Raw genomic sequence first — 24,757 nt, 5'->3', positions numbered from 1 at the left:
AATTTAATGAAAGTCACTGTATTTGGTATCGGCTATGTCGGTCTGGTTCAGGCTGCGGTGTTGGCCGAAGTCGGACATGACGTTCTCTGTATTGATGTCGACGCTAACAAAGTCGAAAACCTGAAAAAAGGTATCATCCCGATTTTCGAACCGGGTCTGACGCCGCTGGTGATGTCCAACTATGAATCGGGCCGCCTGAAATTCAGCACTGACGCCAAAGAGGGCGTTAATCACGGGGTGATGCAGTTTATTGCTGTTGGCACACCGCCTGATGAAGATGGTTCTGCCGATCTGAAATATGTGACCGCGGTTGCGCGCACGATTGCAGAACATATGAACGATCACAAAGTCGTTATCGATAAATCAACGGTACCAGTCGGCACAGCCGATCGCGTACGCAGTGTGATGCAGGATACGCTGAAACAGCGTGGTGCCAGCGTTGCTTTCGATGTGGTTTCCAACCCGGAATTCCTCAAAGAGGGTGCGGCCGTTAATGACTGCATGCGACCAGAGCGCATCGTTGTCGGTACTGACAATGAGGATGTGGTGGAACTGCTGCGCGAGCTCTATGAGCCGTTCAACCGTAACCACGATCGCATGATCCTGATGGATATCCGCAGTGCAGAGCTGACAAAATATGCGGCAAACTGCATGCTGGCGACCAAAATCAGCTTTATGAACGAGATCTCTAATCTCGCTGAGCTGCTGGGCGCTGACGTGGAGAAAGTCCGTCAGGGTATCGGTTCTGATTCCCGTATCGGCTATCACTTTATCTATCCGGGCTGCGGCTACGGTGGTTCCTGCTTCCCGAAAGATGTGCAGGCGCTGATCCGTACAGCAGAGTCTATTGGCTATAAACCACGCCTGCTGCAGGCGGTGGAAGAGGTCAATGACGCGCAGAAAAACAAACTGCCTGCCTTTATCAAGCGCCATTTTGGTGACGATCTGCGCGGCAAGACGTTTGCGCTGTGGGGCCTGGCGTTTAAACCCAACACCGACGATATGCGTGAAGCCTCCAGCCGTGTGCTGATGGAAGCGTTATGGGAAGCGGGTGCTACGGTTCAGGCTTACGATCCGGAAGCGATGGAAGAAGCGCAGCGCATCTATGGTCACCGTGACGATCTGAAACTCACAGGGACTAAAGAAGCCGCACTGCAGGGCGCTGATGGTCTGGTTATCTGTACCGAATGGCAGAATTTCCGGGCGCCTGATTTTGACGTAATTAAAAATGCGTTAAAACAACCCGTGATTTTTGATGGCCGTAACCTGTATGATCCAGAGCGTATCAGCAAACGCGGTTTCGTTTATTATGCAATCGGCCGCGGAGCGTCTATTCAAATTGCGTAATAAATGAGGGATGTATGAATTTTCTGGTTACCGGCGCAGCAGGATTTATCGGTTTTCACGTAAGTCAGCGTTTGCTCGCTGCCGGTCACCAGGTTGTTGGTATCGACAACCTGAATGACTATTATGATGTCAGCCTGAAACAGGCTCGCCTCGATCAGATTTTACCGCATCCCGCGTTTACCTTTATCAAAATGGACCTGGCCGATCGCCAGGCCATTTCCTCCCTGTTTGAACAGCACGCGTTTGAGCGCGTTATCCATCTCGCCGCGCAGGCGGGTGTGCGTTACTCAATCGATAACCCGCACGCTTATGCAGATGCTAACCTCACCGGTCATCTGAATATTCTGGAAGGCTGCCGTCACCATAAGATTGGCCATCTTCTTTATGCCTCCTCAAGCTCAGTTTATGGGCTGAACCGCAAAATGCCGTTCTCCACCGATGACAGCGTTGATCACCCGGTTTCCCTCTATGCGGCGACGAAAAAAGCCAACGAACTGATGTCGCATACTTATTCGCATCTTTATCAGCTGCCGACAACCGGACTGCGTTTCTTTACCGTGTATGGCCCGTGGGGCCGGCCCGATATGGCGCTGTTTAAATTTACCCGTGCAATGCTGGCAGGCGAGGCGATAGACGTCTATAACCGCGGTGAGATGACGCGCGACTTTACCTATATCGATGATATCGCTGAGGCGATTGTTCGCCTGCAGGCGGTGGTACCCCAACCTGACAGCGCATGGAGCGTGGAGCACGGCTCACCCGCCAGCAGCTCTGCGCCGTATCGGGTGTATAACATTGGCAACAGTCAGCCCACGCGCCTGATGACCTATATAGAGTCGCTGGAAAAAGCGCTCGGCATTGAGGCGCAGAAGAACATGCTGCCGATGCAGCCCGGCGATGTACTGGGCACCAGCGCAGATACGCAGCCTCTCTACGACGCCATTAATTTCCGGCCGCAGACCAGCGTTGAGCAGGGCGTACAGCAGTTTGTTGACTGGTATCGCGATTTTTATCAGAAGTAAGCGCATAAAAAAAGGAAGCCGCGGGCTTCCTTTTTTTTACCTGGCGAAACGAATATTGCAGTAAAAGTGCAGACAGTAAAAACGAAGCGCGCGCGGATTACAGCAGGAAATCGTCCAGCTGTTTACCGTCTTCTTCGATCGCTTTTCTAATTACGGCAGGCGTGCGTCCCTGACCGGTCCAGGTGCGGTTTTCACCATTTTCATCTACGTAGCTGTACTTGGCAGGACGGGCAGCGCGACGTGCTTTAGTCACCGTTTTGTTTTCTGATAACGCGTTCAGTAGTTCATTAGGATCGATGCCGTCAGCCAGCAACATTTCACGATACTGTTCCAGTTTGCGGCTGCGTTCAGCATTTTCAGCCTGAGCATGACTCTCTTCTTCACGGCGCTCATTAACCACTACGTCAAGTTTTTCCAGCATCTCTTCCAGGGTTTCAAGAGAGCATTCGCGCGCCTGAGCACGCAATGTACGGATATTATTAAGGATTTTAAGTGCTTCGCTCATTGTTCTTATCTCAGAATATAAAAAGGAGTGGTTAATCTGTTCCATAATAGTGGCGGGAATATATAACTGCAATAGTGAAACCTGAGTGAGGAGATTTATTTATTTTTTGGTTATGTCAGCAGAGTTAATTATCTATGGCTGAGCTGCATAAATTATCTGCGATATGTCTCATTGCGTGACGGCTATTCCATTTAACTGAGATTAATTTAACCGCTATTAGTGATTTAACCGCAGCGCGCCGGCATTGATTTTCAGCGACCAGCAGCGTGGTTTTCTGCTGCGGTAAACCTGTCGTTTGTAAGGTGCTCTGCGGCAATACATTTGTGTTAAACTGCCGCCTTCTGAATTTAGTATCCCCGGAGAGACTGGTAAGTGGCTCAACTCTATTTCTATTATTCGGCGATGAATGCGGGTAAATCCACCGCGCTGCTGCAATCTTCTTATAACTATCAGGAGCGCGGCATGCGTACCCTGGTCTATACCGCAGAGATAGACGATAGATTTGGTGCCGGCGTGGTCAGCTCACGAATCGGACTCTCTTCGCCTGCCTGTCTGTATAATGACAAAACAGAACTGGCCGAAGCCATTGCGGAAGAGCATGCGCGCCAGCCCGTACACTGTGTGCTGGTTGACGAAAGCCAGTTTCTGACGCGTGAGCAGGTGTATGCGCTCTCTGACGTGGCGGACAATCTTGATATTCCGGTTCTCTGCTACGGTCTGCGTACTGACTTCCGCGGTGAGCTCTTCACCGGCAGCCAGTATCTTCTTGCCTGGGCCGACAAACTGGTTGAGCTTAAAACAATTTGCCACTGCGGTCGTAAGGCGAGCATGGTGCTGCGCCTTGACGGGGAGGGCAGACCGTTCAGCGAAGGTGAGCAGGTCGTAATTGGCGGTAATGAGCGTTATATATCCGTATGCCGGAAACATTACAAACAGGCGATTAATCTGGGTACGCGTGAGGCCATATATGGCGCTAATCCGCCACCGGTTTAATCAGCCAGACATAAAAAAACCCGCCGCGGCGGGTTTTTTATTTTCAGCGGACTACGCTTTCTTTACTTTTTTTTCACGGGCAGCGGACTGCAACTCGCAGATTTCTGCAGAGGGTATGTCCGTTTCTGAATAATCACGTCCGTAGAACGTATCCAGCATAATCTGTTTTAGCTCAGCGATTAATGGATAGCGCGGATTGGCACCGGTGCACTGATCGTCAAAAGCGTCTTCAGCCAGCTTATCCACTTTCGCCAGGAAATCCGCCTCCTGCACACCTGCTTCCCGAATAGAAGCGGGAATACCGAGCTGCGTTTTCATTTCATCCAGCCACGCCAGCAGTTTTTCGATTTTCTGCGCCGTGCGATCCCCGGGCTGAGTCAGGCCGAGATGGTCAGCAATTTCCCCGTAGCGGCGCCGTGCCTGCGGGCGGTCATACTGGCTGAACGCCGTCTGTTTCGTCGGGTTATCATTGGCGTTATAGCGGATGACGTTACCGATAAGCAGCGCGTTTGCCAGCCCGTGCGGGATATGAAACTCTGAGCCAAGCTTATGGGCCATAGAGTGGCACACCCCGAGGAAAGCGTTGGCAAAGGCAATGCCGGCGATAGTCGCCGCGTTGTGTACGCGTTCACGCGCAACCGGATTTTTCGCGCCATCGCGATAGCTGGCGGGCAGATTCTCTTTAAGCAGCTTCAGCGCCTGCAGTGCCTGTCCGTCTGAGTACTCACTGGCAAGCACCGAGACGTAAGCCTCCAGCGCATGCGTCACCGCATCGAGGCCGCCAAAGGCGCAGAGCGAGCGCGGCATATCCATCACCAGGTCGGCATCAACGATCGCCATATCCGGCGTTAAAGCGTAGTCTGCCAGCGGATATTTTTGCCCGGTGGCGTCATCGGTGACAACGGCAAACGGAGTGACTTCTGAGCCGGTGCCCGAAGTGGTGGCGATCGCGACCATGCGCGCTTTCACGCCCATTTTCGGGAATTTGTAGATACGTTTACGGATATCCATAAAGCGCAGCGCCAGCTCTTCAAAATGCGTTTCCGGATGCTCATACATGACCCACATGATTTTCGCTGCGTCCATCGGTGAACCACCGCCCAGGGCGATAATCACGTCAGGCCGGAAACTGTGCATCTGCTCTGCGCCCTTACGCACAATGCTCAGGGTCGGATCGGCTTCCACTTCAAAGAATATCTCGGTTTCGATTCCCTGTGATTTCAGCACCCGCGTAACCCGCTCGGCATAGCCGTTATTAAACAGAAAGCGATCGGTAACGATAAACGCGCGCTTCGCTCCCTCAGCAGCAACCTCTTCCAGCGCAATCGGAAGAGAGCCGCGGCGGAAGTAGATAGACTTCGGTAACTTATGCCACAACATATTTTCTGCTCGCTTAGCCACGGTTTTCTTATTGATTAAGTGTTTAGGGCCCACGTTTTCAGAGATGGAGTTACCCCCCCAGGAGCCGCAGCCCAGCGTCAGGGAAGGGGCAAGTTTGAAGTTGTAAAGATCGCCAATGCCGCCCTGTGAAGCCGGGGTGTTGATCAGGATGCGGGCCGTTTTCATTTTGTCGCCAAAATAGTGGATCCGCCCAGCCTCATTATCCTGATCGGTGTAGAGACAGGATGTGTGGCCAATGCCGCCCATTGCGACCAGCTTCTCTGCTTTTGCTACCGCGTCCGCATAATCTTTTGCCCGATACATCGCCAGCGTCGGCGAGAGCTTTTCATGGGCAAAAGGCTCCGATTCATCAACGGCTGACACCTCGCCAATTAAAATTTTGGTGCCCGGCGGGACGCTGATGCCGGCAAGCGCAGCAATATTGCAGGCGGGCTGGCCCACAATTGCCGCGTTCAGCGCGCCATTTTTCAGCAGGATATTCTGAACCGCGCTCAGCTCATGGCCCTGCAGCAGATAGCCGCCGTGGCTGGCAAAACGTTCGCGGACCGCGTCATAGACTGCATCAACAATAATGACCGATTGCTCAGAGGCACAGATCACGCCGTTATCGAACGTTTTAGACATCAGAATGGAAGCGACCGCGCGTTTGATGTCAGCGGTTTCATCAATCACGACCGGCGTATTGCCCGCGCCAACGCCAATCGCCGGTTTACCTGAGCTATAGGCCGCTTTAACCATGCCCGGGCCGCCGGTTGCCAGAATCAGGTTAATATCCGGATGATGCATGAGCTGACTGGAGAGTTCGACCGAAGGCGCATCGATCCAGCCGATAATATCTCTGGGAGCACCCGCAGCAATAGCCGCCTGCAGCACGATATCGGCTGCTTTATTGGTGGCATTTTTCGCGCGCGGATGCGGTGAAAAAATAATGCCGTTGCGGGTTTTCAGGCTGATAAGCGCCTTGAAAATAGCGGTGGAGGTGGGGTTGGTGGTAGGGATGATACCACAGATGAGGCCAATGGGTTCGGCAATGGTAATGGTGCCAAAGGTATCATCGCTTGCCAGCACGCCACAGGTTTTTTCATCTTTGTACGCGTTGTAGATATATTCTGAAGCGAAATGATTTTTGATCACTTTATCTTCAATAATACCCATGCCTGATTCCGCTACCGCCATCTTAGCCAGCGGAATGCGGGCGTCAGCTGCCGCCAGCGCCGCGGCGCGAAAAATTGCATCAACCTGCTCCTGGCTAAAACTGGCAAATTCGCGCTGCGCGCGTTTTACACGTTCAACCAGTGCATTGAGTTCGGCAACATTGGTTACGGCCATAATACTCTCCTGAGGAAGTTAAACTTTTTTAATAAACAGGCCGGTGCAGAGAAAGAAATCAGCTAAGGTTTGACAGGGCAGGCCCGTCTGTTTAGTAAAAAGGTCTGACGTGAATGATTTACTGCACCCAGCGTAGCGCTGGTGGCGGGGCGTAATCATGATGCAGATCAAGAGAGGCTGCAGCGGTTGGCGGTCAGCCAGATCGTTTACGACTAAAGATGCCGTTTTTTAGACGCTACTGTTCTGCAGGCGTATCTGAAAACAGCCAGATTTTTATGCCATCAATGCGGCGGACACATAGCAGATATTTCTGCCATATCCGCTGTTTTTCAGCAGACATATGCACTACATTAAGCGCGTTTTTTTGACTTTTTCAGGAGCCTGTTGTGACCCCTGTGCTACTCGATCTCTCCGGCTACATAAAATTTTTTGTCGGCCTGTTTGCGCTGGTAAATCCGGTAGGCATTATTCCGGTTTTTATCAGCATGACCCGCTATCAGGCGGTGGCTGAACGCAACAAAACCAATCTTACAGCTAACCTTGCGGTCGCGATTATTCTCTGGACCTCGCTGTTTCTTGGCGATGGGATCCTGCATCTGTTTGGTATCTCAATCGACTCCTTTCGAATCGCAGGCGGCATACTGGTGGTGACTATTGCGATGTCAATGATCAGCGGCAAGCTGGGTGAAGATAAGCAAAACAAGCAGGAAAAATCAGAAACGGCTATCCGTGAAAGCATCGGTGTTGTCCCGCTGGCGCTGCCGCTCATGGCAGGGCCGGGGGCTATCAGCTCCACTATCGTCTGGAGTTCGCGCTATCACAGCTGGCTTAATTTGCTGGGTTTTACGCTGGCGATTGCGGTTTTCGCCTTTTGCTGCTGGTTACTGTTCAGAGCGGCGCCGTTAATGGTACGGATATTGGGTCAGACCGGAATTAACGTCATTACCCGTATTATGGGGTTGTTATTGATGGCGTTAGGGATTGAATTTGTCGTCACCGGCATAAAAGCGATTTTTCCGGGATTACTGAATTAGTCTGACCTGTTTTTTGCTGAAAAAGATCTTCATGAACTAAAAAGGTGCATCACAACGTGCAGGTGCACCTTTTTGGTGAAATTATTTATCGGGCTACTTGCAGGCTCGTTTTTATCACTTTTACTACTCAGTCAGTTATCCCTGCTTAATATCCGCTTATTAATGTGATTATTGTCACAGATTTACCTGCTGCCAAACAGGCGCTGAAAGTGATTAGCTGTGCCTCTCTTGCAAAGAATTCGCTGAATATTCCGCTTTGAAGTGAAAATACAATACATTTGCGCAAAATGAGTTTTGCATTAAATTAGTGCGCGCATAATCGCCAGAATCGAGACAATAATCATATTTATCAAAGCATTAACTGATATTTAGCAGAAATAATTAACGCTTTCAACGTTATCCCGGACATGATAAAAGAGAAATAGCTAACATTTTTCTGCATTGGCTTTGGCGCAACGGGATAGCTTCTGATAATTTCTGGCACTCTCAGGATTTTTATCGCTCTCTCAGCAGATGTGTACGGTTTTTGCTTATTAGCACGCGGACGCAGCTATATCGGCAACGCGGATCAGAAACTAACGGCTGAACGCTCTCTTTATCAAAAAAACAGTGAGTGAGTCGTCAGCAAATATCACTACCCGCTGGCGGCTTGCTGAAGTCACCCGGAAGGGGAAAGGGGTCTTCGCTCGAACGAAACGAAGATCGCCCGGTAAACGGGATACGTCAGGCGCGATAGCGCACCGACGACAATAATAAAACTGGAGCATAACAATGAACAACATCACGAAAAAAAGTCTGATTGCGGCCGGCGTTCTGGCCGCAATTGCCTCTCTGGCAGGGAACGCTGCGCTGGCTGCAACGGTACCGGCTGGCGTTGAGCTGGCTGCCAAACAGGAGCTGGTGCGCGGTAACGGTGACGAAGTTCAGTCGCTCGATCCGCATAAAATTGAGGGCGTACCGGAAGATAATATTGCCCGCGATCTCTATGAAGGGCTTATCGTCAGCGATGCCAGAGGCAAACCGGTTCCGGGCGTGGCAGAGAGCTGGGAAAACAAAGATTTTAAAGTCTGGACTTTCCACCTGCGTAAAAATGCCAAATGGTCTAATGGCGAGCCGGTTACCGCACAGGATTTCGTCTACAGCTGGCTGCGTCTGGTTGACCCGAAAACGGCGTCACCTTATGCCAGCTATCCGCAGTATGGCCATATCGCTAACGTTGATGAAATTATTGCCGGTAAAAAGCCGACCTCTGAACTGGGCGTAAAAGCGCTGGACGATCATACGCTGGAAGTTACGCTAAGCCAGCCGGTACCTTACTTTTATAAGCTGCTGATCAATGCTGTGATGTCACCGGTCTATAAGCCTGCAATCGAAAAATCGGGCGATCAGTGGACGCAGCCGCAGAACTGGGTGGGTAACGGCGCGTTTAAACTGGAGGCGCACGTTATCAACGAGCGCGTCACGCTGGTACGCAACCCGCAATACTGGGATAACGAACATACGGTACTGAACAAAGTCACCTTCCTGCCCATCAACTCAGAAGTGAGCGATGTGAACCGCTACTTCTCTGAAAATGGCAGCGACATCACCTATAACAATATGCCGATTGAGCTGTTCAAAAAGCTGCAGCGCGACAATGGCAAAGAGCTGATGGTAAAACCGTATCTCTGCACCTATTACTACGAGATCAATAACCAGAAAGCGCCTTTCACTGATGCCCGCGTGCGCACCGCGCTGAAGCTGGGTCTGGATCGCGACATCATGGTGAATAAGGTACTGGCGCAGGGTCAGCTGCCCGCCTACAGCTATACACCGCCGGCAACCGATGGCATGGAACTGCTGCCGCCGGACTGGTTTAAATGGGATCAGAACAAGCGTAATGCAGAAGCGAAAAAACTGCTGGCTGAAGCAGGCTATACCGCAGATAAGCCACTGACGTTTAACCTGCTGTACAACACCTCAGACCTGCATAAAAAACTGGCAATCGCGGCGTCTTCTATCTGGAAAAAGAACCTCGGCGTGAATATCAAGCTGGAGAACCAGGAGTGGAAAACGTTCCTGGATACCCGTCATCAGGGCAACTACGACGTTTCACGTGCGGCCTGGTGCGCAGACTATAACGAACCGACCTCCTTCCTGAATACCATGCTGTCTGACAGCAGCAGTAATACCGCGCACTACAAGAGCGCTGATTTTGACAAAGTGATCCACGATGCCGTGAAAGCTGCCGATGAAAAAGCGCGCGTGGCTGACTACCAGCAGGCAGAGCAGATTCTGGACAAAGACAGCGCTATCGTGCCGGTCTATTACTATGTTAACGCCCGTCTGGTTAAGCCTTACGTCGGCGGCTACACCGGTAACGATCCGCTGGATAAAACGCTGGATAAGAACCTGTACATCATTAAGCACTAATAGCACACAGGCTATCGACAGTGGCGGTGCTGCGGCGCCGCTTTTTTGATTTTGTGAAGCAACAGCCTGGCAGGTACGGCAATGTTAAAATTTATTCTGCGTCGGCTTCTGGAAGCGATTCCGACGCTCTTTATTCTGATCACCATCTCGTTCTTTATGATGCGTTTAGCGCCGGGCAGCCCGTTTACCGGCGAGCGCACGCTCTCCCCTGAGGTGATGGCCAATATTGAAGCCAAATACCATCTCAACGATCCCATTGGCAAACAGTACCTGAGTTATCTGGGTCAGCTGGCGCACGGCGATTTTGGTCCCTCTTTCAAATATAAGGACTATTCGGTTAACTATCTGGTGGGGCACGCCTTCCCGGTCTCTGCGAAGCTGGGGCTGGCAGCCTTTTTCCTGGCGTTGATCCTGGGCGTAACCGCTGGCGTTATCGCGGCGCTGAAGCAGAACAGCCTGTGGGACTACGCCGTCATGGGGGTGGCGATGACCGGCATTGTTATCCCGAGCTTTGTTGTAGCGCCGCTGCTGGTACTGATCTTTGCCATTACCCTGCGCTGGCTGCCGGGCGGCGGCTGGAACGGCGGGCAGTGGAATTACATGCTGCTGCCGATGGTGGCGCTCTCGCTCGCTTATATCGCCAGTATCGCCCGTATTACACGCGGTTCCATGATTGAGGTGATGCACTCAAACTTCATTCGTACAGCCCGGGCAAAAGGGTTGCCGCTGCGTCGTATCGTGCTGCGCCATGCGCTCAAGCCAGCGCTTTTGCCGGTGCTCTCCTATCTGGGTCCTGCCTTTGTCGGCATCATTACCGGTTCAATGGTGATTGAGTCAATCTATGGCCTGCCCGGTATCGGCCAGCTGTTTGTTAACGGTGCGCTAAATCGTGACTACTCGCTGGTAATGAGCCTGACAATTCTGGTCGGCGTGCTGACTATTCTGTTTAATGCGATCGTTGATGTGCTTTACGCCGTTATTGATCCCAAGATTCGCTATTAAGGGTGGAGCACGCTCATGATGTTAAGCAAAAAAAACAGTGACGTGGTGGATGCCTTCAGCGAAAAGCTCGAGGTGGAGGGGCGCAGCCTGTGGCAGGATGCACGCCGCCGCTTTATTCACAACCGTGCGGCGCTAATCAGCCTGCTGGTGCTGTTGCTGATTGCCCTGTTTGTGGTGTTTGCGCCGATGCTGGCGCAGTTTAAATACGATGATACCGACTGGGCGATGATGTCGTCGCCGCCGGATACGGTCTCAGGGCACTGGTTTGGAACAGACTCCTCCGGGCGCGATCTGCTGGTGCGGGTGGCGATTGGCGGACGTATCTCACTGATGGTGGGCATCGCCTCTGCACTGATTGCGGTGCTGGTGGGAACGCTCTATGGCTCGCTGGCGGGCTATCTCGGTGGCAAAACCGACTCGGTGATGATGCGTATTCTTGAGATCCTCAACTCCTTTCCGTTTATGTTTTTTGTGATCCTGCTGGTGACCTTTTTCGGCCGCAATATTCTGCTGATCTTTGTCGCCATCGGCATGGTCTCCTGGCTCGATATGGCGCGTATTGTGCGCGGTCAGACGCTGGGACTAAAACGCAAAGAGTTTATCGAAGCGGCTCAGGTAGGGGGCGTCTCCACGGCCAGTATTGTGCTGCGCCACATTGTGCCTAACGTACTGGGCGTCGTAGTGGTCTACGCCTCGCTGCTGGTGCCCAGCATGATTCTGTTTGAATCTTTTCTGAGCTTCCTGGGCCTGGGGACGCAGGAGCCGCTTAGTAGCTGGGGCGCGCTGCTGAGTGACGGAGCGAACTCGATGGAGGTTTCTCCGTGGCTCCTGATGTTCCCGGCCGGCTTTCTGGTGGTCACGCTATTCTGCTTTAACTTTATCGGCGATGGCCTGCGTGATGCCCTCGACCCGAAAGATCGCTAAGGAGTTTCCCGATGAGTTTTAAAACCACAACGCCAGCGCGTGCTGTGCCGGCGGGAAGCCCGGAGCTGCTGCTGAATGTGCAGGATCTGCGCGTAACCTTTACGACGCACGACGGCGACGTTACCGCCGTGAACGATCTCAATTTTTCACTGCGTGCCGGGGAAACCCTGGGCATTGTAGGTGAGTCAGGCTCCGGCAAATCGCAGACGGCATTTGCGCTGATGGGGCTGCTGGCCAAGAACGGCCGCATTGACGGATCGGCACGGTTTAACGGGCAGGAGATCCTGAACCTGCCCGAAGGCAAGCTGAACACGCTGCGCGCGGAGCAGATTGCCATGATATTTCAGGACCCCATGACCTCGCTTAATCCCTATATGCGGGTAGGGGAGCAGCTGATGGAGGTTCTGCAGCTGCATAAAGGCATGAACAGCGCGCAGGCTTTTGAAGAGTCGGTACGCATGCTGGATGCGGTGAAAATGCCGGAAGCGCGGAAGCGGATGAAGATGTATCCGCATGAATTTTCGGGCGGGATGCGCCAGCGCGTGATGATTGCCATGGCGCTGCTGTGTCGTCCTAAGCTGCTGATTGCCGATGAGCCCACCACCGCACTGGATGTAACGGTTCAGGCGCAGATCATGACGCTGCTTAACGAGCTGAAGCGCGAATTCAACACCGCCATTATTATGATCACGCACGATCTTGGCGTCGTAGCCGGGATCTGCGACAAAGTGCTGGTGATGTATGCCGGGCGCACCATGGAGTATGGCCGCGCCCGCGATGTGTTTTATCAGCCGGCGCATCCGTACTCTATCGGGCTGCTGAATGCGGTACCGCGACTCGATGCAGAGGGTGAATCTCTGACGACCATTCCCGGTAACCCGCCAAACCTGCTGCGGTTGCCGCAGGGTTGTCCGTTCCAGCCACGCTGCGCTTATGCAATGGAAATTTGTGCCGCTTCGCCGCCGCTGGAGCCGTTTGCCGACGGACGTTTGCGCGCCTGCTTTAAACCGGTGGAGGAGTTAGTATGAGCACCGTTGCGGAAGAGAAAAAAGTACTGCTGGAGATAGCCGATCTTAAAGTGCATTTTGAGATCAAAGATGGCAAACAGTGGTTCTGGCAGCCGCCGAAGACGCTGAAAGCGGTGGATGGTGTCAGCCTGCGGCTGTATGAGGGCGAGACGCTGGGTGTGGTAGGCGAGTCGGGCTGCGGCAAATCGACGCTGGCGCGCGCTATCATCGGGCTGGTGAAAGCGACCGAAGGGCGTGTCGCCTGGCTGGGACGCGATCTGCTGGGGCAGAGTGCGGAAGAGTGGCGTCAGGCCCGCAGCGATATTCAGATGATTTTTCAGGATCCGCTGGCGTCACTGAACCCGCGTATGACCATCGGCGACATCATTGCTGAACCGCTGCGCACCTATTATCCAAAAATGCCGCGTCAGGAAGTCAGAGACAAGGTCAAAGCGATGATGATGAAAGTCGGCCTGCTGCCGAATCTTATCAACCGCTACCCGCATGAGTTCTCAGGCGGCCAGTGTCAGCGTATCGGTATTGCGCGCGCGCTGATCCTGGAGCCGAAGCTGATTATCTGTGATGAGCCAGTCTCAGCACTGGATGTCTCTATCCAGGCGCAGGTGGTGAATCTGCTGCAGAAACTGCAGCGCGAGATGGGGCTGTCGCTGATATTTATTGCGCACGATCTGGCGGTGGTGAAACATATCTCCGATCGCGTGCTGGTGATGTATTTGGGTCATGCCGTAGAGCTGGGCACCTATGATGCGGTATACAACGATCCGCAGCATCCCTATACCCGGGCGCTGATGTCGGCGGTGCCGATTCCCGATCCTGACCTGGAGAAGAATAAGCAGATCCAGCTGCTGGACGGGGAGCTGCCTTCGCCCATCAATCCGCCTTCAGGCTGCGTGTTTCGTACCCGCTGTCCGATTGCCGGGCCGGAATGTGCCAAAACCCGCCCGCTGCTGGAGGGCAGTTTCCGCCATGCGGTATCCTGCCTGAAAGTGGATCCGCTCTGACGCCAGTCAGCAGGCGCTGAACAGTAAAACGCCGGGCAAAAGCCCGGCGTTTTTATTGCTGGTTTATTCGCGCCAGAGAATATGGCAGAGCTTATGATCCTTCTCACGGCAGAGCAGCACGCGGGCAAACACATCCGTGATAGGTTCGCCATCGGCTTCACCCAGACCAATCACAACCTCTGAGAAAAAGTCGGGATTTAAGTCAAAATCAACGTGTTCCTGCCAGTCTTCCGACGGGTCAAACAGCTCTGCGCCGCCACGCTCTTCAAACTGCAGGTTAAACAGAATAATATCAGCCGGATCGAGGTTATCGCCCGCCAGCTCCAGAAAAATATCGTAGGCCTGCTCCAGCGTTTCATCATCGGTCAGGCGGTTATCTAAATCCATGGTCATGTGCTTATCCTGCGGCGGTAATCTTTCCGCTCGTTTTACAGTAATGGACTAAAGAAGTAAAACAGTCGTTCAACGATGCGCTGCCACCAGGCACGTTTCGCCCAGCGGGCATTGTCCAGCAGGCGCGAGCGGGCAATATAGTCATCCTGCACGGTAGCGAGATCGCTGCCAAAACCATCATCATCTACCACCAGGGTTATCTCAAAATTGAGCCACAGGCTGCGCATATCAAGGTTCACCGTGCCCACCAGGCTGAGCTGCCCGTCAACCAGCACGCTTTTGGTATGCAGCAGGCCATCTTCAAACTGATAGATTTTTACGCCCGCTTCCAGCAGTTCCGTAAAGAATGCCCGGCTGGCCCAGCCAACCAGCAGTGAATCGTTGTGACGCGGAACAATAATACTGACCTCAACGCCGCGCAGCGCAGCCGTGCAGATTGCGTGCAGCAGATCGTCGCTGGGAACAAAATAGGGGGTAGTCATGATGAGCTGCTCGCGCGCGGAGTAAACCGCGGTCAGCAGCGCCTGGTGGATCATATCCTCCGGGAAACCCGGCCCGGAAGCGATAACCTGAATAGTGTGGCCGCTCTCCTGTTCAAACGGCATGATGTTGCCGTCTGGCGCCGGGGGCAGAATGCGCTTGCCGGTCTCAATCTCCCAGTCGCAGGCGTAAACGATCCCCATTGTAGTGGCAACAGGTCCCTCCATCCGCGCCATCAGATCGATCCACTGCCCGACACCGGCATCCTGCTTAAAGAAACGCGGATCGACAAGGTTCATGCTGCCGGTGTAGGCGATATAGTTGTCGATGAGCACGACTTTGCGGTGCTGCCGCAGATCCATACGCCGCAGAAAGACGCGCAGCAGGCTGACCTGCAGCGCCTCAACCACATCGATCCCGGCATTACGCATCATATTCGCCCATGGACTGCGGAAAAAGGCGACGCTGCCGGCAGAATCGAGCATCAGACGACAGTGCACGCCCCGGCGTGAGGCTGCCATCAGCGATTCTGCCACATCGTCGGCCAGGCCGCCCGGCTGCCAGATATAGAACACCATTTCGATATTATGACGCGCCAGCTGAATATCACGGATTAGCGCCTGCATCACTTCATCGCTGCTGGTCAGCAGCTGCAGCTGATTGCCTTTGACGCCGGCGATCCCCTGCCGGTGCCGGCAGAGGTCAAAAAGCGAGCGTGCAACGTCGCTATGCTCAGTGGCAAAAATATGCCGGCACTGCCTGAGGTCGGTGAGCCACTTAGCCGTGGAGGGCCACATGGTGCGGGCGCGCTCGGCCCGGCGCTTGCCAAGATGCAGCTCCCCGAACGAGAGATAAGCGATAATTCCGACCAGCGGCAGAATATAGATGATCAGCAGCCAGGCCATAGCTGAGGTCACTGCGCGACGCTTCATCAGAATACGCAGCGTTACACCCGCAATCAGCAGCCAGTAGCCAAACAGCAGTAACCAACTGATCAGGGTATAAAAGGTGGTCATTGAGTGGACATCCTGTTCGCGCATGTGTAGGCAAAGTTTACGTGCTGATGCGCTGTAGCGAAACCTTAATCTGCCCTGAGATTTATCGATAAAGGTTTCGAATTGGCATTTCTGTGCAGATCACTATAATGCGTGCCGAAATATGCCGGACTGAGAGAGTGTCATGAGACGAAGCAGAAATGAAGTGGCCCGCTGGAGAATGTTACGCCAGGTGCATCGCCGTCGTGCCCGCTGGCTGGAAGGTCAGTCGCGTCGCTATAAGCGCATCCATGCCATTCGTCACCAGGTTGCGCAGCAGCAACGCCGTTCAATTCTGTTTATTACGCAGAATATGTGAGGCCGGCGCGGCTGGGTTCGTTAATGGCCGCGCAGCATCAGCGTAATGTTGACGATCTGCGCCGCCGCCGCCAGGACTATCAGCATGACAATCTGCTGGCGCGCCTGAAGCCAGCCCTGATGGCGCCAGATCCAGAGCGCGCGCCCGGTAAGCAGCAGCGCCACCACCAGCAGCAGCAGCGATAACATCACGGATTAAAACACCCGCTTAAACGGCTTAACGGTGACTTTTTCATAAACGCCGGCGGCGATGTAAGGATCGTCCTGAGCCCAGGATTGCGCCGCCTCCAGCGAATCAAACTCCGCAACAATCGCCGAGCCGCTAAAGCCGGCGGGGCCTGGATCGTTGCTGTCGACCACCGGTAGCGGGCCGGCAACAATCAGTCGTCCCTCATCCTGCAGCAGCTGCAGACGAGCAAGGTGCGCAGGGCGCACGCTGTTGCGTTTTTCCAGTGAATCTGCGGTATCTTCCGCGTAGATGAGGTAAAGCACGATGGGATACTCCCGTTAGACTGGCCGAAATTGCGAGACACGTTAAGGGATTGCCAGGCAGAGTGCAAACGAAACCTCAGGGCAATCGGCGCCAGCGCAAGCGGGGTTAAAAAAAAGAGGAAACGGGGCACTTTTACGCTGCTTATTGAAACTGATTGCTATTTGCATTTAAAATCATCTTCTCACTCGATGACCACAGCTGCTATGACGACATTGACTACGCCTTTTCCGACCCGTACGCCTGTTTCACTGATCCTCTCCGTGGTACTGCACGGGTCCGTTATTGCCGGCATTCTCTATGCCTCGTTGCATCAGTCCCGTGAGCTGCCTGCCGCGTCTCAGCCCATCGCCATTACCATGGTCGCGCCTGAGGTGCAGCCGGAACCTGCGCCGGCTGTGGTAGCACCGGCACCGCAGCCTGAGCCTGAACCCGAGCCGCAGGCCACCCCGGAGCCGCCAAAAGCAGAGCCGGTTCCTGTTGCAAAACCGGAGCCGAAGCCAAAGCCGAAACCAAAGCCAAAACCAAAAACAGAGAAAAAACCGGCGCCAGCACCCCGTCAGCCGGCACCGGATCGGGCCGATCCGTTCAGGCAGGATACCGCAGCAGCTCAGCCCCGGCCCGCCACTGCACCCAAAGCGGCTACTGCTCCGGCACCGGTTAAAGCGACCGGACCGAAAGCGCTCAGCATCAGCAAACCAGCCTATCCGGCACGCGCGGCCGCACTGCGTATTGAGGGTAATGTACGGGTGAAATTTGATGTCGACAGTGACGGCCGGGTTGGCAACGTCACTATTCTTTCGGCACAGCCGCGCAATATGTTCGAGCGCAGCGTAAAGGATCAGGTTAAAAAGTGGCGCTATCAGCCGGGTCAGCCGGGCCAGGGGATTACCATGAATATTGTCTTCCGTATTAACGGCGGCGCAAAAATCGAGTAGGGCGGAGAGCAGAGCGGCCGGAAAAACCGCTCTGCTTTTCATCGCTCAGTGGCTGCGGTTAGCGCGATCTGCTGGCAGCGGACGCGACTTGCCGCTGTTGTCTACTGCGACGTAAACAAATACCGCTTCGGTGGCGCAGTAAGTCTGACCTATCGGCTCTGATGAAACCTTTTTAATCCACACCTCAACATTGATGGTCATTGAGCTGTTTCCGGTGCGCAGGCAGTGCGCATGGCAGCTGACCACATCGCCTACCGCGACCGGCTTCAGAAAGCTCATGCCGTCGACGCGAACCGTGACCACGCGACCTTCAGCAATCTCTTTTGCCAGTATGGCACCGCCCATGTCCATCTGCGACATTAGCCAGCCGCCAAAAATATCGCCGTTGGCATTGGTGTCGGCTGGCATAGCCAGCGTACGCAAAACCATTTCGCCCGTAGGCTGCTTATGCTTATCGTTCATTGCTCAGTTCTTCTGCAGGTGAAAAAAAGCCCGGCTTGCCGGGCGATGGGAAACTTATTTTGATTCCTGCTGGGGCATCTGCCGCCAGATGTAGAGCCCGCTCAGCAGGGTAAACAGCAGCGTTAGTCCTGTCAGGCCAAACACTTTAAAGTTTACCCAAACGGGCTGTGGCAACCAGAACGCAACATAGACGTTGGCAAGGCCGCACAGCAGAAAGAACAGCGCCCAGGCAATGTTGAGCCGGCGCCAGACCGTGGCAGGCAGCTGTAGCTCTTTTCCCAGCATGGTCTGGATCAGGGGCTGCTGCATGAACCACTGGCTGTAGAGCAGCGCGAGCGCAAACAGCGAATAGATCACGGTGACCTTCCACTTGATGAATTCATCATTATGAAACACCAGTGTCAGGGTACCGAACACTGCCACCAGGACAAAGGTAAACAGGGTCATCTTTTCCAGCTTGCGATAGAGCACCCAGCTCACTACCAGCGCCAGTCCGGTAGCCACCACCAGCGCGCCCGATGCAACGTAGATGTCGTAGAGTTTGTAAAAAACAAAAAAAACGACCAGGGGGAGAAAGTCGAGTAACTGCTTCATAGCGTTTCCAGTCCGGACAGTAGCCTGTAGTTATGGCGCTCAGCGGAGCGCCGTAACCCTTAACGTAACAGCATATAGAGCCGATACAAATAAATAATCAAAACGGCAGAAACCAGATTGCCCAGCGCGTTAAGCACCACGGAGGCAATATTGGCGGGCAAAACCGTCAGCGAAGAGAAAAAGAACATCAGAATAATTTTCGCCAGCAGCCACAGCAAAATTGCGGGTGCAATCAGGCGGATATTTTTCCACGCCAGACGCAGGCTGGCGCGCATGGCACCGATTACGCCCATTTTTTCACTGACCAGCATCACCGGCGCCAGAGAGAGTAAAATAGCGAGCACGATGCCAGGCACCATCAGCACCATAAAGCCAAGCTGCACCAGCAGCGTGATCAAAAAGGTCTGCAGCAGCAGCTTAGGCAGCAGCGGTGCAGCGGTGCCGATAGCACGTAAGGCACTGACGCGCTGACCGCTGGAGACCAGCGGGATCAGGCAAAGCATGCCGCCGAGCAGCAGCGTATTACCAATCAGCGCCGCCAGGGTTCCGGCTGCGGAAGCGCGCAGCAGTATACGCTGCTGCTCCGGAGACATATTCTGTACCAGTTCAAACAGGGAGGATGCGCTGCTGTCACTCTGACTCAGCAGCGACAGCTGCTCATCATCAGGCGTTAAGGCATGCCCGATAATCACGGTAATGAACGAGGTCAGCAGTGCCATCAGCACTATAGTGACCAGCTGATGGCGCAGAAAATTTCCTGTGTCACGGTATAACGAGCTTGCCGTGATAGACATGTACACTCCTTGAAAAAAACCGGGTTAATTAACCCGGCGATTGTACATGCTAAGCGGTCAGGCTGGCACCCGGAATACCATAACTTTCTGTCATGTCAGGTAAAGAAGGGTGAAAAAGGGCAGGTAATCCATGGCGGGCGCGGGCACGATCGCAGGCCTCGTTAACGACGCCATTTTCGCCGGACATCGCAAATTCACGGCAGGGTGAGGGGCGCTGCTCATAGATACCGCATGAGACGCAGCTACCGGGCTCGCCCTGCAGAGCGACGCAGCGCGGCGTGCGATCGTTAGTACCGCGCATGTTGCGCATCAGCAGGCTTAGCGGCTCGGTGAGTTCGGCTGGCACTGCGCCACCCGCATCATCGGCTTCAGCCCAGTAAAAGGAAACGCGAAAATAGGCGCAGCAGGCGCCACAGGTCATACAAGGGTTGGTTATATCGCTCATCTGATCGCCCGCCACTCCTGAGGCATCGAACCAAAATCACTCGGGATCAGCAAAGTAATCACGTTATGAAACTTCAGCAACCTGTTTTTGATCTTTTTTCGCGCTGGCAAATTTGATCTTTGTCAATTCATTGTTAACTAAGCATTTATTCTGCCAGTCAGTTAATGAAATCTGCGCTGAAAACCGTTACATCTGTGCCGCGAAAATTTTAATTCAGGCAAAGGAGTGATGATGAAACTGGCAAAATGCGCACTGTTCATGGCGATGGCGATACCGCAGCTGGCGCTTGCTCATCAGGCGGGCGACTTTTTTATGCGCGCCGGTACGGCAACGGTCCGTCCGACTGAGGGATCCGATAATGTGCTGAACATGGGCGAATTCAGCGTCGATAATAATACGCAGCTGGGTCTGACATTCACCTGGATGGCGACCGATCATATCGGAATTGAACTGCTGGCTGCCACGCCATTTCGTCATAAAGTCGGCCTTGGTCCGACCGGTAACCTGGCCACGGTGCGTCAGCTGCCGCCCACGCTGATGGCGCAATACTATTTCCTCGACAGCAACAGCGCGGTACGCCCTTATGCGGGCGTCGGCATCAACTACACCACCTTTTTTGACGCTAAGCTGAATCAGACCGCCAGAGATGCACAGCTCAGCGATTTGAGCGTTAAAGACTCCTGGGGCATTGCGGGTCAGGTGGGGCTCGATTATCAGATTAACCGTGACTGGATGCTGAACGCTTCGCTGTGGTACATGGATATTGATACTGAAGTGAAGTTCAGGCATCAGGGCGTAGAGCAGAATATAAATACGCGTATCGATCCGTTTGTCTTTTTCTTTGGTGCAGGCTATCGCTTCTGAGGCAGAAGAAGGGCGACCTGCCGGCCGCCCTTTTGGTATTACTTGATCTGCATATTATTAACAACAGACTTCACGCCTGCCACGCTGCGCGTAACGGAAACGGCGCGGTTAGCCATCTGTGGCGAGCTGACAAATCCGCTCAGCTGAACCTTACCTTTAAACGTCTCAACATTGATTTCTGTCGATTTCAGCGCTTCATCATTCAGCAGCTGCGCTTTTACTTTCGTAGTGATGACGGTGTCATCAATATAACCGCCGGTGCCTTCTTTGGTTGGCGTTGGCGCACAGGCGCTCAGTGTCAGTGCCACAAATGCAGCCATAAAAATTCCCGCAACGACCTTGAACAATTTCATTTGGTTATCTCCCTGTCATAAATGGATTCACACCGTAACGCAACGGCGCAATTAAGTGTGGGTCGGCCCTGAATAATCGGCAACCTGCCGGCAGAGAAAAAGTGAAAAAAGCTGGCGCTCAGGCAGAAAGGAAGGGGATGGCGGGAAAAAGAGTGTGGCCCCGTCGGGGTGACGGAGCCACAGCGATTAGCGGGTGGCCGCTTTCAGGCCGCTGACAAAGGCTTTCAGCTCACGCAGCAGCGTTGCCGGGTCACGCTGGTTTTTCTCAATAATGCGTACAATGGCGGAACCGGAGATCGCCCCCGCTGCGCCTGCGGCAATCGCTTCACGTACCTGCTCAGGCTCGGAGATGCCGAACCCCTGCAGGGCAGGCGGCGCCTGAAACTCACGCAGTTTATCAATCAGATGGTGAAGCGGCTGACTGGCGCGGTTTTCAGCACCGGTCACCCCGGCGCGCGACAGCAGATACGTGTAACCGCGGCCATGCTGAGCCAGTTCACGCAGCAGGTCATCGCTGGCATTAGGCGGGCAGATAAAAATCGGCGCGATATTGTGGCGCAGTGCAGCCTGGCGGAAGGGCGCTGACTCTTCAACTGGCACATCAGCGACCAGCACCGAGTCGACGCCCGCGGCGGCACACTGCGCATAGAACGTATCGATGCCGCGGCTGAACACCAGGTTGGCGTACATCAGCAAACCAATTGGCAGATCGGGGTATTTCTGCCGCACTACCTGCAGCATTTCAAAGCATTGCGCTACCGTGGTGCCAGCCGCAAAAGCCCGCAGCGTAGCGCTCTGAATGGTGGGTCCATCTGCCAGCGGGTCGGAGAAAGGGATCCCCAGCTCCAGCGCATCAGCGCCGCCTTCAACCAGCGTATCGATAATCTGCAGTGAGAGCTCCGGAGAGGGATCGCCCAGCGTAACAAAAGGGACAAACGCGCCTTCCTGACGCGCTGACAGGCGTGAAAACAGCTGATTATAACGCTCCATCAAATCTCTCCTTTCGCTTTAAGCAGATCGTGAACCGTGAAAATATCTTTATCGCCGCGACCGGAAAGGTTAACCACCAGCAGCTGCTCTTTTTCCGGATTTGCCCGCATCATTTTCAGCGCATGGGCCAGCGCGTGAGACGATTCCAGGGCCGGAATAATTCCTTCTGCACGACACAATGTTTTAAACGCGTCGAGCGCTTCATCATCGGTAATGGAGACATACTCTGCGCGCCCGATGCTGTTCAGATGCGCGTGCTGCGGACCGACTGACGGAAAGTCGAGGCCGGCGGAGATAGAATAAGACTCTTCAATCTGTCCCTCTTCGGTCTGCATCATTGGCGCTTTCATACCAAAATAGATACCAACCCGACCGTGCTTCAGCGGCGCGCCGTGCTCGCCGCTTTCTATACCGTGGCCAGCGGGTTCGATACCAATCAGACCCACGCTGCTCTCTTCAATAAAATCAGCAAACATGCCAATCGCATTGGAGCCGCCGCCTACGCACGCCAGCACGGCATCAGGCAGCCGGCCTTCCGCTTCGAGGATCTGCGCTTTAGTCTCTTCGCCGATCATACGCTGAAATTCGCGCACGATGGTCGGGAAGGGGTGCGGACCTGCCGCGGTTCCCAGCATATAGTGTGCGGTCTCATAGCTGCCTGACCAGTCGCGCAGCGCCTCGTTACAGGCATCTTTCAGCGTAGCTGAGCCGCTGTGGACCGGGATCACTTCCGCGCCCATTAGCCGCATACGGAACACATTGGGAGACTGACGCTCAACATCTTTTGCCCCCATATAAATACGACACTTCATGCCCAGCAGCGCGCAGGCGAGCGCGGAGGCGACACCATGCTGGCCGGCACCGGTTTCCGCAATGATCTCATTTTTCCCCATTCGCTTTGCCAGCAGCGCCTGACCGAGTACCTGATTGGTTTTGTGCGCGCCGCCATGCAGCAGATCTTCGCGCTTCAGATAGAGGCGGGTTTTCGTTCCCTGAGTCAGATTACGGCACAGGGTCAGCGCAGTCGGACGACCAGCATAATTTTTCAGCAGATCGGTAAACTCCTGCTGAAACTCAGGGTCGCGCTGCGCTTCAACAAAAGCAGCTTCCAGCTGGCGCAGGGCCGGCATCAGGATTTGCGGAACGTACTGGCCGCCAAATTCACCAAAATAGGGATTCAATAACGTCGACATAATTGATCTTTCCTCAACGGCCCGCACAGGCGGGCCAGCAACATTAGTAAGCGCGTAATGTGGTAAATACCGCAGCAATTTTGCCGGCATCTTTTATGCCAGGAGCGGACTCAACACCGGAGTTGAAATCAAGACCGGCGCAGCCAAGCTGCGCTGCCGTCACGCAGTTATCAGCGGCGAGACCGCCAGCCAGCAGCACATTGTCCAGCGATTCTCCCTGCAGCAGCGACCAGTCAAACTGCTGCCCGCTGCCGCCCTGACCATTATCAAACACGTAGCGATCAACGTGCGGCCAGTCGCGCGCCGGCAGGCTCTCTTTAACACTCAGCGCTTTCCAGATTTGAATCCGGGCCGGCAGCGCCTGACGCAGCGTGGCAACATAGTCGCGGTCTTCGGCACCATGCAGCTGCACCGCTGCCAGATTCAGCTCTACCGCCAGCGTGACAACGTCACCAACCGGCGCGTTACGAAACACGCCCACATAGCGCAGCGGCGCTGCGGCCATCACGCGGTGTGCCTGGACGGTATCGATTTTGCGCGGTGAGCCTTCGGCAAAAATCAGGCCGCCATACAGGGCTCCCGCTTCACTGGCGGCGCGAGCCGCTTCCGGCTGCGTCAGGCCGCACACTTTATTATCACCCAGCAGCACGCGACGTACCGCAGCTGCCAGGTCAGCCTCCTCCATCAGCGCCGAGCCGATGAGAAAACCGTTAGCAAAGCGGCTCAGCTCACGCACCTGCGCATAATTATGAATACCGGATTCGCTGATGACCGTGACGCCGTGACTGAGGCGCGGTGCCAGCTCGCGGGTGCGGTTAAGATCGATCGAAAGATCGCGCAGGTCGCGGTTGTTGATGCCCACCACCTGAGCGTCGAGGGCAATCGCCCGCTCCAGTTCCGCCTCATTACTGACTTCAGTCAGGATGCCCATATTCAGGCTGTGAGCCACTGCGGCGAGCTGCCGGTACTGTTCATCATCCAGCACGGAGAGCATCAGCAGGATGGCGTCCGCCTGATAGTGACGCGCCAGGTAGATCTGATAGGGGTCGATGATAAAATCTTTGCACAGCACGGGCTGGGTCACCGCCGCACTGACAATCGGCAGAAAAGCGAAGTCACCCTGAAAATATTTCTCATCCGTCAGTACTGAAATGGCAGACGCGTGATGACGATAGACGGCGGCGATGGCGGCAGGATCGAAGTCCTCGCGGATCACTCCTTTTGACGGTGACGCTTTTTTGCACTCAAGGATAAAAACGGTGCGGGTGCCGCGCAGGGCGTCATAAAAAGAGCGCGTTGCCGGCTGCAGTTCCGGGTGGAATGTCTCCAGCGGCTGCTGCTGCTGACGCTCTGCTATCCAGATCGCCTTATCCTGCACAATTTTCTCTAATACGGTGCCTTTAATACTCAT

The 24,757-nt window shown here is 54.3% G+C and carries 26 protein-coding genes; 12 read left to right on the top strand and 14 right to left on the bottom strand.

What is annotated here, in order from left to right; translation table 11 throughout:
* The first annotated feature begins 6 nt into the window (after positions 1 to 6).
* Together AC2CF9_RS02980 and AC2CF9_RS02975 are read left to right on the top strand one after the other, a co-directional pair.
* Positions 7 to 1,347: a UDP-glucose dehydrogenase family protein gene (locus tag AC2CF9_RS02980; protein ID WP_150016250.1), complete on the top strand. Its 1,341-nt coding sequence runs from the start codon at positions 7 to 9 to the stop codon at positions 1,345 to 1,347.
* Positions 1,348 to 1,361: 14 nt separating this feature from the next.
* Positions 1,362 to 2,369 (top strand): NAD-dependent epimerase, encoded by a 1,008-nt coding sequence (locus AC2CF9_RS02975; protein WP_150016249.1) that lies wholly within the window; start codon positions 1,362 to 1,364, stop codon positions 2,367 to 2,369.
* Between the two features lie 97 nt (positions 2,370 to 2,466).
* Here AC2CF9_RS02975 and hns read toward each other — a convergent pair whose 3' ends face one another.
* Positions 2,467 to 2,874, bottom strand: a complete 408-nt coding sequence (hns, locus tag AC2CF9_RS02970; RefSeq protein WP_150016248.1) for a histone-like nucleoid-structuring protein H-NS — start codon at positions 2,872 to 2,874, stop codon at positions 2,467 to 2,469.
* A 372-nt stretch (positions 2,875 to 3,246) separates the two neighbouring features.
* Here hns and tdk point away from each other — a divergent pair, with 372 nt between their 5' ends.
* Positions 3,247 to 3,867 (top strand): thymidine kinase, encoded by a 621-nt coding sequence (tdk, locus tag AC2CF9_RS02965; RefSeq protein ID WP_039384655.1) that lies wholly within the window; start codon positions 3,247 to 3,249, stop codon positions 3,865 to 3,867.
* 51 nt (positions 3,868 to 3,918) lie between these two features.
* On the opposite strand, the gene adhE is transcribed toward tdk, so the two are convergent.
* Entirely contained in the window at positions 3,919 to 6,597 is a 2,679-nt protein-coding gene (gene adhE, locus AC2CF9_RS02960) for a bifunctional acetaldehyde-CoA/alcohol dehydrogenase (protein ID WP_484556219.1), read from the bottom strand.
* 386 nt (positions 6,598 to 6,983) lie between these two features.
* Here adhE and AC2CF9_RS02955 point away from each other — a divergent pair, with 386 nt between their 5' ends.
* The 6 genes from AC2CF9_RS02955 to oppF all read left to right on the top strand — a co-directional run bounded on the left by AC2CF9_RS02955 (position 6,984) and on the right by oppF (position 13,998).
* On the top strand, positions 6,984 to 7,631 hold the full coding sequence (locus tag AC2CF9_RS02955) for a YchE family NAAT transporter (protein WP_039384649.1): 648 nt from the start codon (positions 6,984 to 6,986) through the stop codon (positions 7,629 to 7,631).
* A gap of 771 nt (positions 7,632 to 8,402) precedes the next feature.
* A complete protein-coding gene (gene oppA / locus AC2CF9_RS02950; RefSeq protein ID WP_484556218.1) occupies positions 8,403 to 10,043 on the top strand; it encodes an oligopeptide ABC transporter substrate-binding protein OppA in 1,641 nt (546 codons plus the stop codon).
* 81 nt (positions 10,044 to 10,124) lie between these two features.
* Positions 10,125 to 11,045, top strand: coding sequence for an oligopeptide ABC transporter permease OppB (oppB, locus tag AC2CF9_RS02945; RefSeq protein WP_150016245.1), 921 nt, complete (start codon positions 10,125 to 10,127; stop codon positions 11,043 to 11,045).
* Positions 11,046 to 11,060: 15 nt separating this feature from the next.
* A complete protein-coding gene (gene oppC / locus AC2CF9_RS02940; protein WP_150016244.1) occupies positions 11,061 to 11,969 on the top strand; it encodes an oligopeptide ABC transporter permease OppC in 909 nt (302 codons plus the stop codon).
* Between the two features lie 11 nt (positions 11,970 to 11,980).
* Complete coding sequence (gene oppD, locus AC2CF9_RS02935) at positions 11,981 to 12,997, top strand: ABC transporter ATP-binding protein (protein ID WP_150016243.1); 1,017 nt, start codon at positions 11,981 to 11,983, stop codon at positions 12,995 to 12,997.
* Positions 12,994 to 13,998, top strand: a complete 1,005-nt coding sequence (gene oppF, locus AC2CF9_RS02930) for a murein tripeptide/oligopeptide ABC transporter ATP binding protein OppF (protein WP_150016242.1) — start codon at positions 12,994 to 12,996, stop codon at positions 13,996 to 13,998. The genes oppD and oppF overlap by 4 nt, the downstream gene beginning before the upstream one ends.
* 63 nt (positions 13,999 to 14,061) lie before the next feature.
* Here oppF and AC2CF9_RS02925 read toward each other — a convergent pair whose 3' ends face one another.
* Together AC2CF9_RS02925 and cls are read right to left on the bottom strand one after the other, a co-directional pair.
* Positions 14,062 to 14,391 carry an HI1450 family dsDNA-mimic protein gene (locus AC2CF9_RS02925; protein ID WP_199181676.1) on the bottom strand — a complete coding sequence of 110 codons (330 nt, stop codon included), beginning with the start codon at positions 14,389 to 14,391 and terminating at the stop codon, positions 14,062 to 14,064.
* 35 nt (positions 14,392 to 14,426) lie between these two features.
* Entirely contained in the window at positions 14,427 to 15,887 is a 1,461-nt protein-coding gene (gene cls / locus AC2CF9_RS02920) for a cardiolipin synthase (RefSeq protein WP_039384637.1), read from the bottom strand.
* Positions 15,888 to 16,050: 163 nt separating this feature from the next.
* Between cls and AC2CF9_RS02915 the strand changes: the two genes are divergently transcribed.
* Entirely contained in the window at positions 16,051 to 16,224 is a 174-nt protein-coding gene (locus tag AC2CF9_RS02915; protein WP_128083772.1) for a YciY family protein, read from the top strand.
* A 20-nt stretch (positions 16,225 to 16,244) separates the two neighbouring features.
* Here the strand turns inward: AC2CF9_RS02915 and AC2CF9_RS02910 are convergent, their stop codons facing one another.
* The gene (locus AC2CF9_RS02910) at positions 16,245 to 16,415 is read right to left on the bottom strand and encodes a hypothetical protein (protein ID WP_190314905.1); all 171 of its coding nucleotides are present in this window, start codon (positions 16,413 to 16,415) and stop codon (positions 16,245 to 16,247) included.
* Positions 16,416 to 16,418: 3 nt separating this feature from the next.
* Positions 16,419 to 16,715, bottom strand: coding sequence for a YciI family protein (locus tag AC2CF9_RS02905; protein ID WP_039384635.1), 297 nt, complete (start codon positions 16,713 to 16,715; stop codon positions 16,419 to 16,421).
* A 204-nt stretch (positions 16,716 to 16,919) separates the two neighbouring features.
* On the opposite strand from AC2CF9_RS02905, the gene AC2CF9_RS02900 reads away from it, so the two are divergent.
* Positions 16,920 to 17,651: an energy transducer TonB gene (locus AC2CF9_RS02900; protein WP_150016241.1), complete on the top strand. Its 732-nt coding sequence runs from the start codon at positions 16,920 to 16,922 to the stop codon at positions 17,649 to 17,651.
* A 45-nt stretch (positions 17,652 to 17,696) separates the two neighbouring features.
* Here the strand turns inward: AC2CF9_RS02900 and yciA are convergent, their stop codons facing one another.
* The 4 genes from yciA to AC2CF9_RS02880 are packed head-to-tail and all read right to left on the bottom strand — an operon-like array spanning position 17,697 to position 19,946.
* Positions 17,697 to 18,113: an acyl-CoA thioester hydrolase YciA gene (gene yciA / locus AC2CF9_RS02895; RefSeq protein ID WP_150016240.1), complete on the bottom strand. Its 417-nt coding sequence runs from the start codon at positions 18,111 to 18,113 to the stop codon at positions 17,697 to 17,699.
* 54 nt (positions 18,114 to 18,167) lie between these two features.
* Positions 18,168 to 18,707 (bottom strand): septation protein A, encoded by a 540-nt coding sequence (locus tag AC2CF9_RS02890; protein ID WP_150016239.1) that lies wholly within the window; start codon positions 18,705 to 18,707, stop codon positions 18,168 to 18,170.
* Positions 18,708 to 18,766: 59 nt separating this feature from the next.
* Complete coding sequence (locus tag AC2CF9_RS02885; protein ID WP_484556217.1) at positions 18,767 to 19,501, bottom strand: YciC family protein; 735 nt, start codon at positions 19,499 to 19,501, stop codon at positions 18,767 to 18,769.
* Between the two features lie 49 nt (positions 19,502 to 19,550).
* Positions 19,551 to 19,946, bottom strand: coding sequence for a YkgJ family cysteine cluster protein (locus AC2CF9_RS02880; RefSeq protein ID WP_150016237.1), 396 nt, complete (start codon positions 19,944 to 19,946; stop codon positions 19,551 to 19,553).
* A gap of 231 nt (positions 19,947 to 20,177) precedes the next feature.
* Between AC2CF9_RS02880 and ompW the strand changes: the two genes are divergently transcribed.
* Positions 20,178 to 20,810 (top strand): outer membrane protein OmpW, encoded by a 633-nt coding sequence (gene ompW / locus AC2CF9_RS02875; RefSeq protein ID WP_484556216.1) that lies wholly within the window; start codon positions 20,178 to 20,180, stop codon positions 20,808 to 20,810.
* Between the two features lie 38 nt (positions 20,811 to 20,848).
* On the opposite strand, the gene AC2CF9_RS02870 is transcribed toward ompW, so the two are convergent.
* From AC2CF9_RS02870 to trpCF, 4 genes are all read right to left on the bottom strand, one after another.
* Complete coding sequence (locus AC2CF9_RS02870) at positions 20,849 to 21,163, bottom strand: BON domain-containing protein (protein ID WP_039384615.1); 315 nt, start codon at positions 21,161 to 21,163, stop codon at positions 20,849 to 20,851.
* Between the two features lie 186 nt (positions 21,164 to 21,349).
* Entirely contained in the window at positions 21,350 to 22,153 is an 804-nt protein-coding gene (gene trpA, locus AC2CF9_RS02865) for a tryptophan synthase subunit alpha (protein ID WP_039384612.1), read from the bottom strand.
* Entirely contained in the window at positions 22,153 to 23,346 is a 1,194-nt protein-coding gene (gene trpB, locus AC2CF9_RS02860; RefSeq protein ID WP_039384608.1) for a tryptophan synthase subunit beta, read from the bottom strand. The genes trpA and trpB overlap by 1 nt, the downstream gene beginning before the upstream one ends.
* 43 nt (positions 23,347 to 23,389) lie before the next feature.
* Positions 23,390 to 24,751, bottom strand: a complete 1,362-nt coding sequence (gene trpCF, locus AC2CF9_RS02855) for a bifunctional indole-3-glycerol-phosphate synthase TrpC/phosphoribosylanthranilate isomerase TrpF (RefSeq protein ID WP_190289142.1) — start codon at positions 24,749 to 24,751, stop codon at positions 23,390 to 23,392.
* Positions 24,752 to 24,757: the final 6 nt, after the last annotated feature.

The organism is Pantoea sp. SYBGC1, from assembly GCF_057197005.1.
Note: the sequence above shows the minus strand (reverse complement) of the source record. Positions and strands in the feature narration are given on the sequence as shown.

Excerpts from the sequence above, each read along its gene's own strand:
- AC2CF9_RS02980 (WP_150016250.1), top strand. The coding sequence starts at position 7 with ATGAAAGTCACTGTATTTGGTATCGGCTATGTCGGTCTGGTTCAGGCT.
- AC2CF9_RS02975 (WP_150016249.1), top strand. The coding sequence starts at position 1,362 with ATGAATTTTCTGGTTACCGGCGCAGCAGGATTTATCGGTTTTCACGTA.
- hns (WP_150016248.1), bottom strand. The coding sequence starts at position 2,874 with ATGAGCGAAGCACTTAAAATCCTTAATAATATCCGTACATTGCGTGCT.
- adhE (WP_484556219.1), bottom strand. The coding sequence starts at position 6,597 with ATGGCCGTAACCAATGTTGCCGAACTCAATGCACTGGTTGAACGTGTA.
- oppA (WP_484556218.1), top strand. The coding sequence starts at position 8,403 with ATGAACAACATCACGAAAAAAAGTCTGATTGCGGCCGGCGTTCTGGCC.
- oppB (WP_150016245.1), top strand. The coding sequence starts at position 10,125 with ATGTTAAAATTTATTCTGCGTCGGCTTCTGGAAGCGATTCCGACGCTC.
- oppC (WP_150016244.1), top strand. The coding sequence starts at position 11,061 with ATGATGTTAAGCAAAAAAAACAGTGACGTGGTGGATGCCTTCAGCGAA.
- oppD (WP_150016243.1), top strand. The coding sequence starts at position 11,981 with ATGAGTTTTAAAACCACAACGCCAGCGCGTGCTGTGCCGGCGGGAAGC.
- oppF (WP_150016242.1), top strand. The coding sequence starts at position 12,994 with ATGAGCACCGTTGCGGAAGAGAAAAAAGTACTGCTGGAGATAGCCGAT.
- AC2CF9_RS02925 (WP_199181676.1), bottom strand. The coding sequence starts at position 14,391 with ATGACCATGGATTTAGATAACCGCCTGACCGATGATGAAACGCTGGAG.
- cls (WP_039384637.1), bottom strand. The coding sequence starts at position 15,887 with ATGACCACCTTTTATACCCTGATCAGTTGGTTACTGCTGTTTGGCTAC.
- AC2CF9_RS02915 (WP_128083772.1), top strand. The coding sequence starts at position 16,051 with ATGAGACGAAGCAGAAATGAAGTGGCCCGCTGGAGAATGTTACGCCAG.
- AC2CF9_RS02900 (WP_150016241.1), top strand. The coding sequence starts at position 16,920 with ATGACGACATTGACTACGCCTTTTCCGACCCGTACGCCTGTTTCACTG.
- yciA (WP_150016240.1), bottom strand. The coding sequence starts at position 18,113 with ATGAACGATAAGCATAAGCAGCCTACGGGCGAAATGGTTTTGCGTACG.
- AC2CF9_RS02890 (WP_150016239.1), bottom strand. The coding sequence starts at position 18,707 with ATGAAGCAGTTACTCGACTTTCTCCCCCTGGTCGTTTTTTTTGTTTTT.
- AC2CF9_RS02885 (WP_484556217.1), bottom strand. The coding sequence starts at position 19,501 with ATGTCTATCACGGCAAGCTCGTTATACCGTGACACAGGAAATTTTCTG.
- AC2CF9_RS02880 (WP_150016237.1), bottom strand. The coding sequence starts at position 19,946 with ATGAGCGATATAACCAACCCTTGTATGACCTGTGGCGCCTGCTGCGCC.
- ompW (WP_484556216.1), top strand. The coding sequence starts at position 20,178 with ATGAAACTGGCAAAATGCGCACTGTTCATGGCGATGGCGATACCGCAG.
- AC2CF9_RS02870 (WP_039384615.1), bottom strand. The coding sequence starts at position 21,163 with ATGAAATTGTTCAAGGTCGTTGCGGGAATTTTTATGGCTGCATTTGTG.
- trpA (WP_039384612.1), bottom strand. The coding sequence starts at position 22,153 with ATGGAGCGTTATAATCAGCTGTTTTCACGCCTGTCAGCGCGTCAGGAA.
- trpB (WP_039384608.1), bottom strand. The coding sequence starts at position 23,346 with ATGTCGACGTTATTGAATCCCTATTTTGGTGAATTTGGCGGCCAGTAC.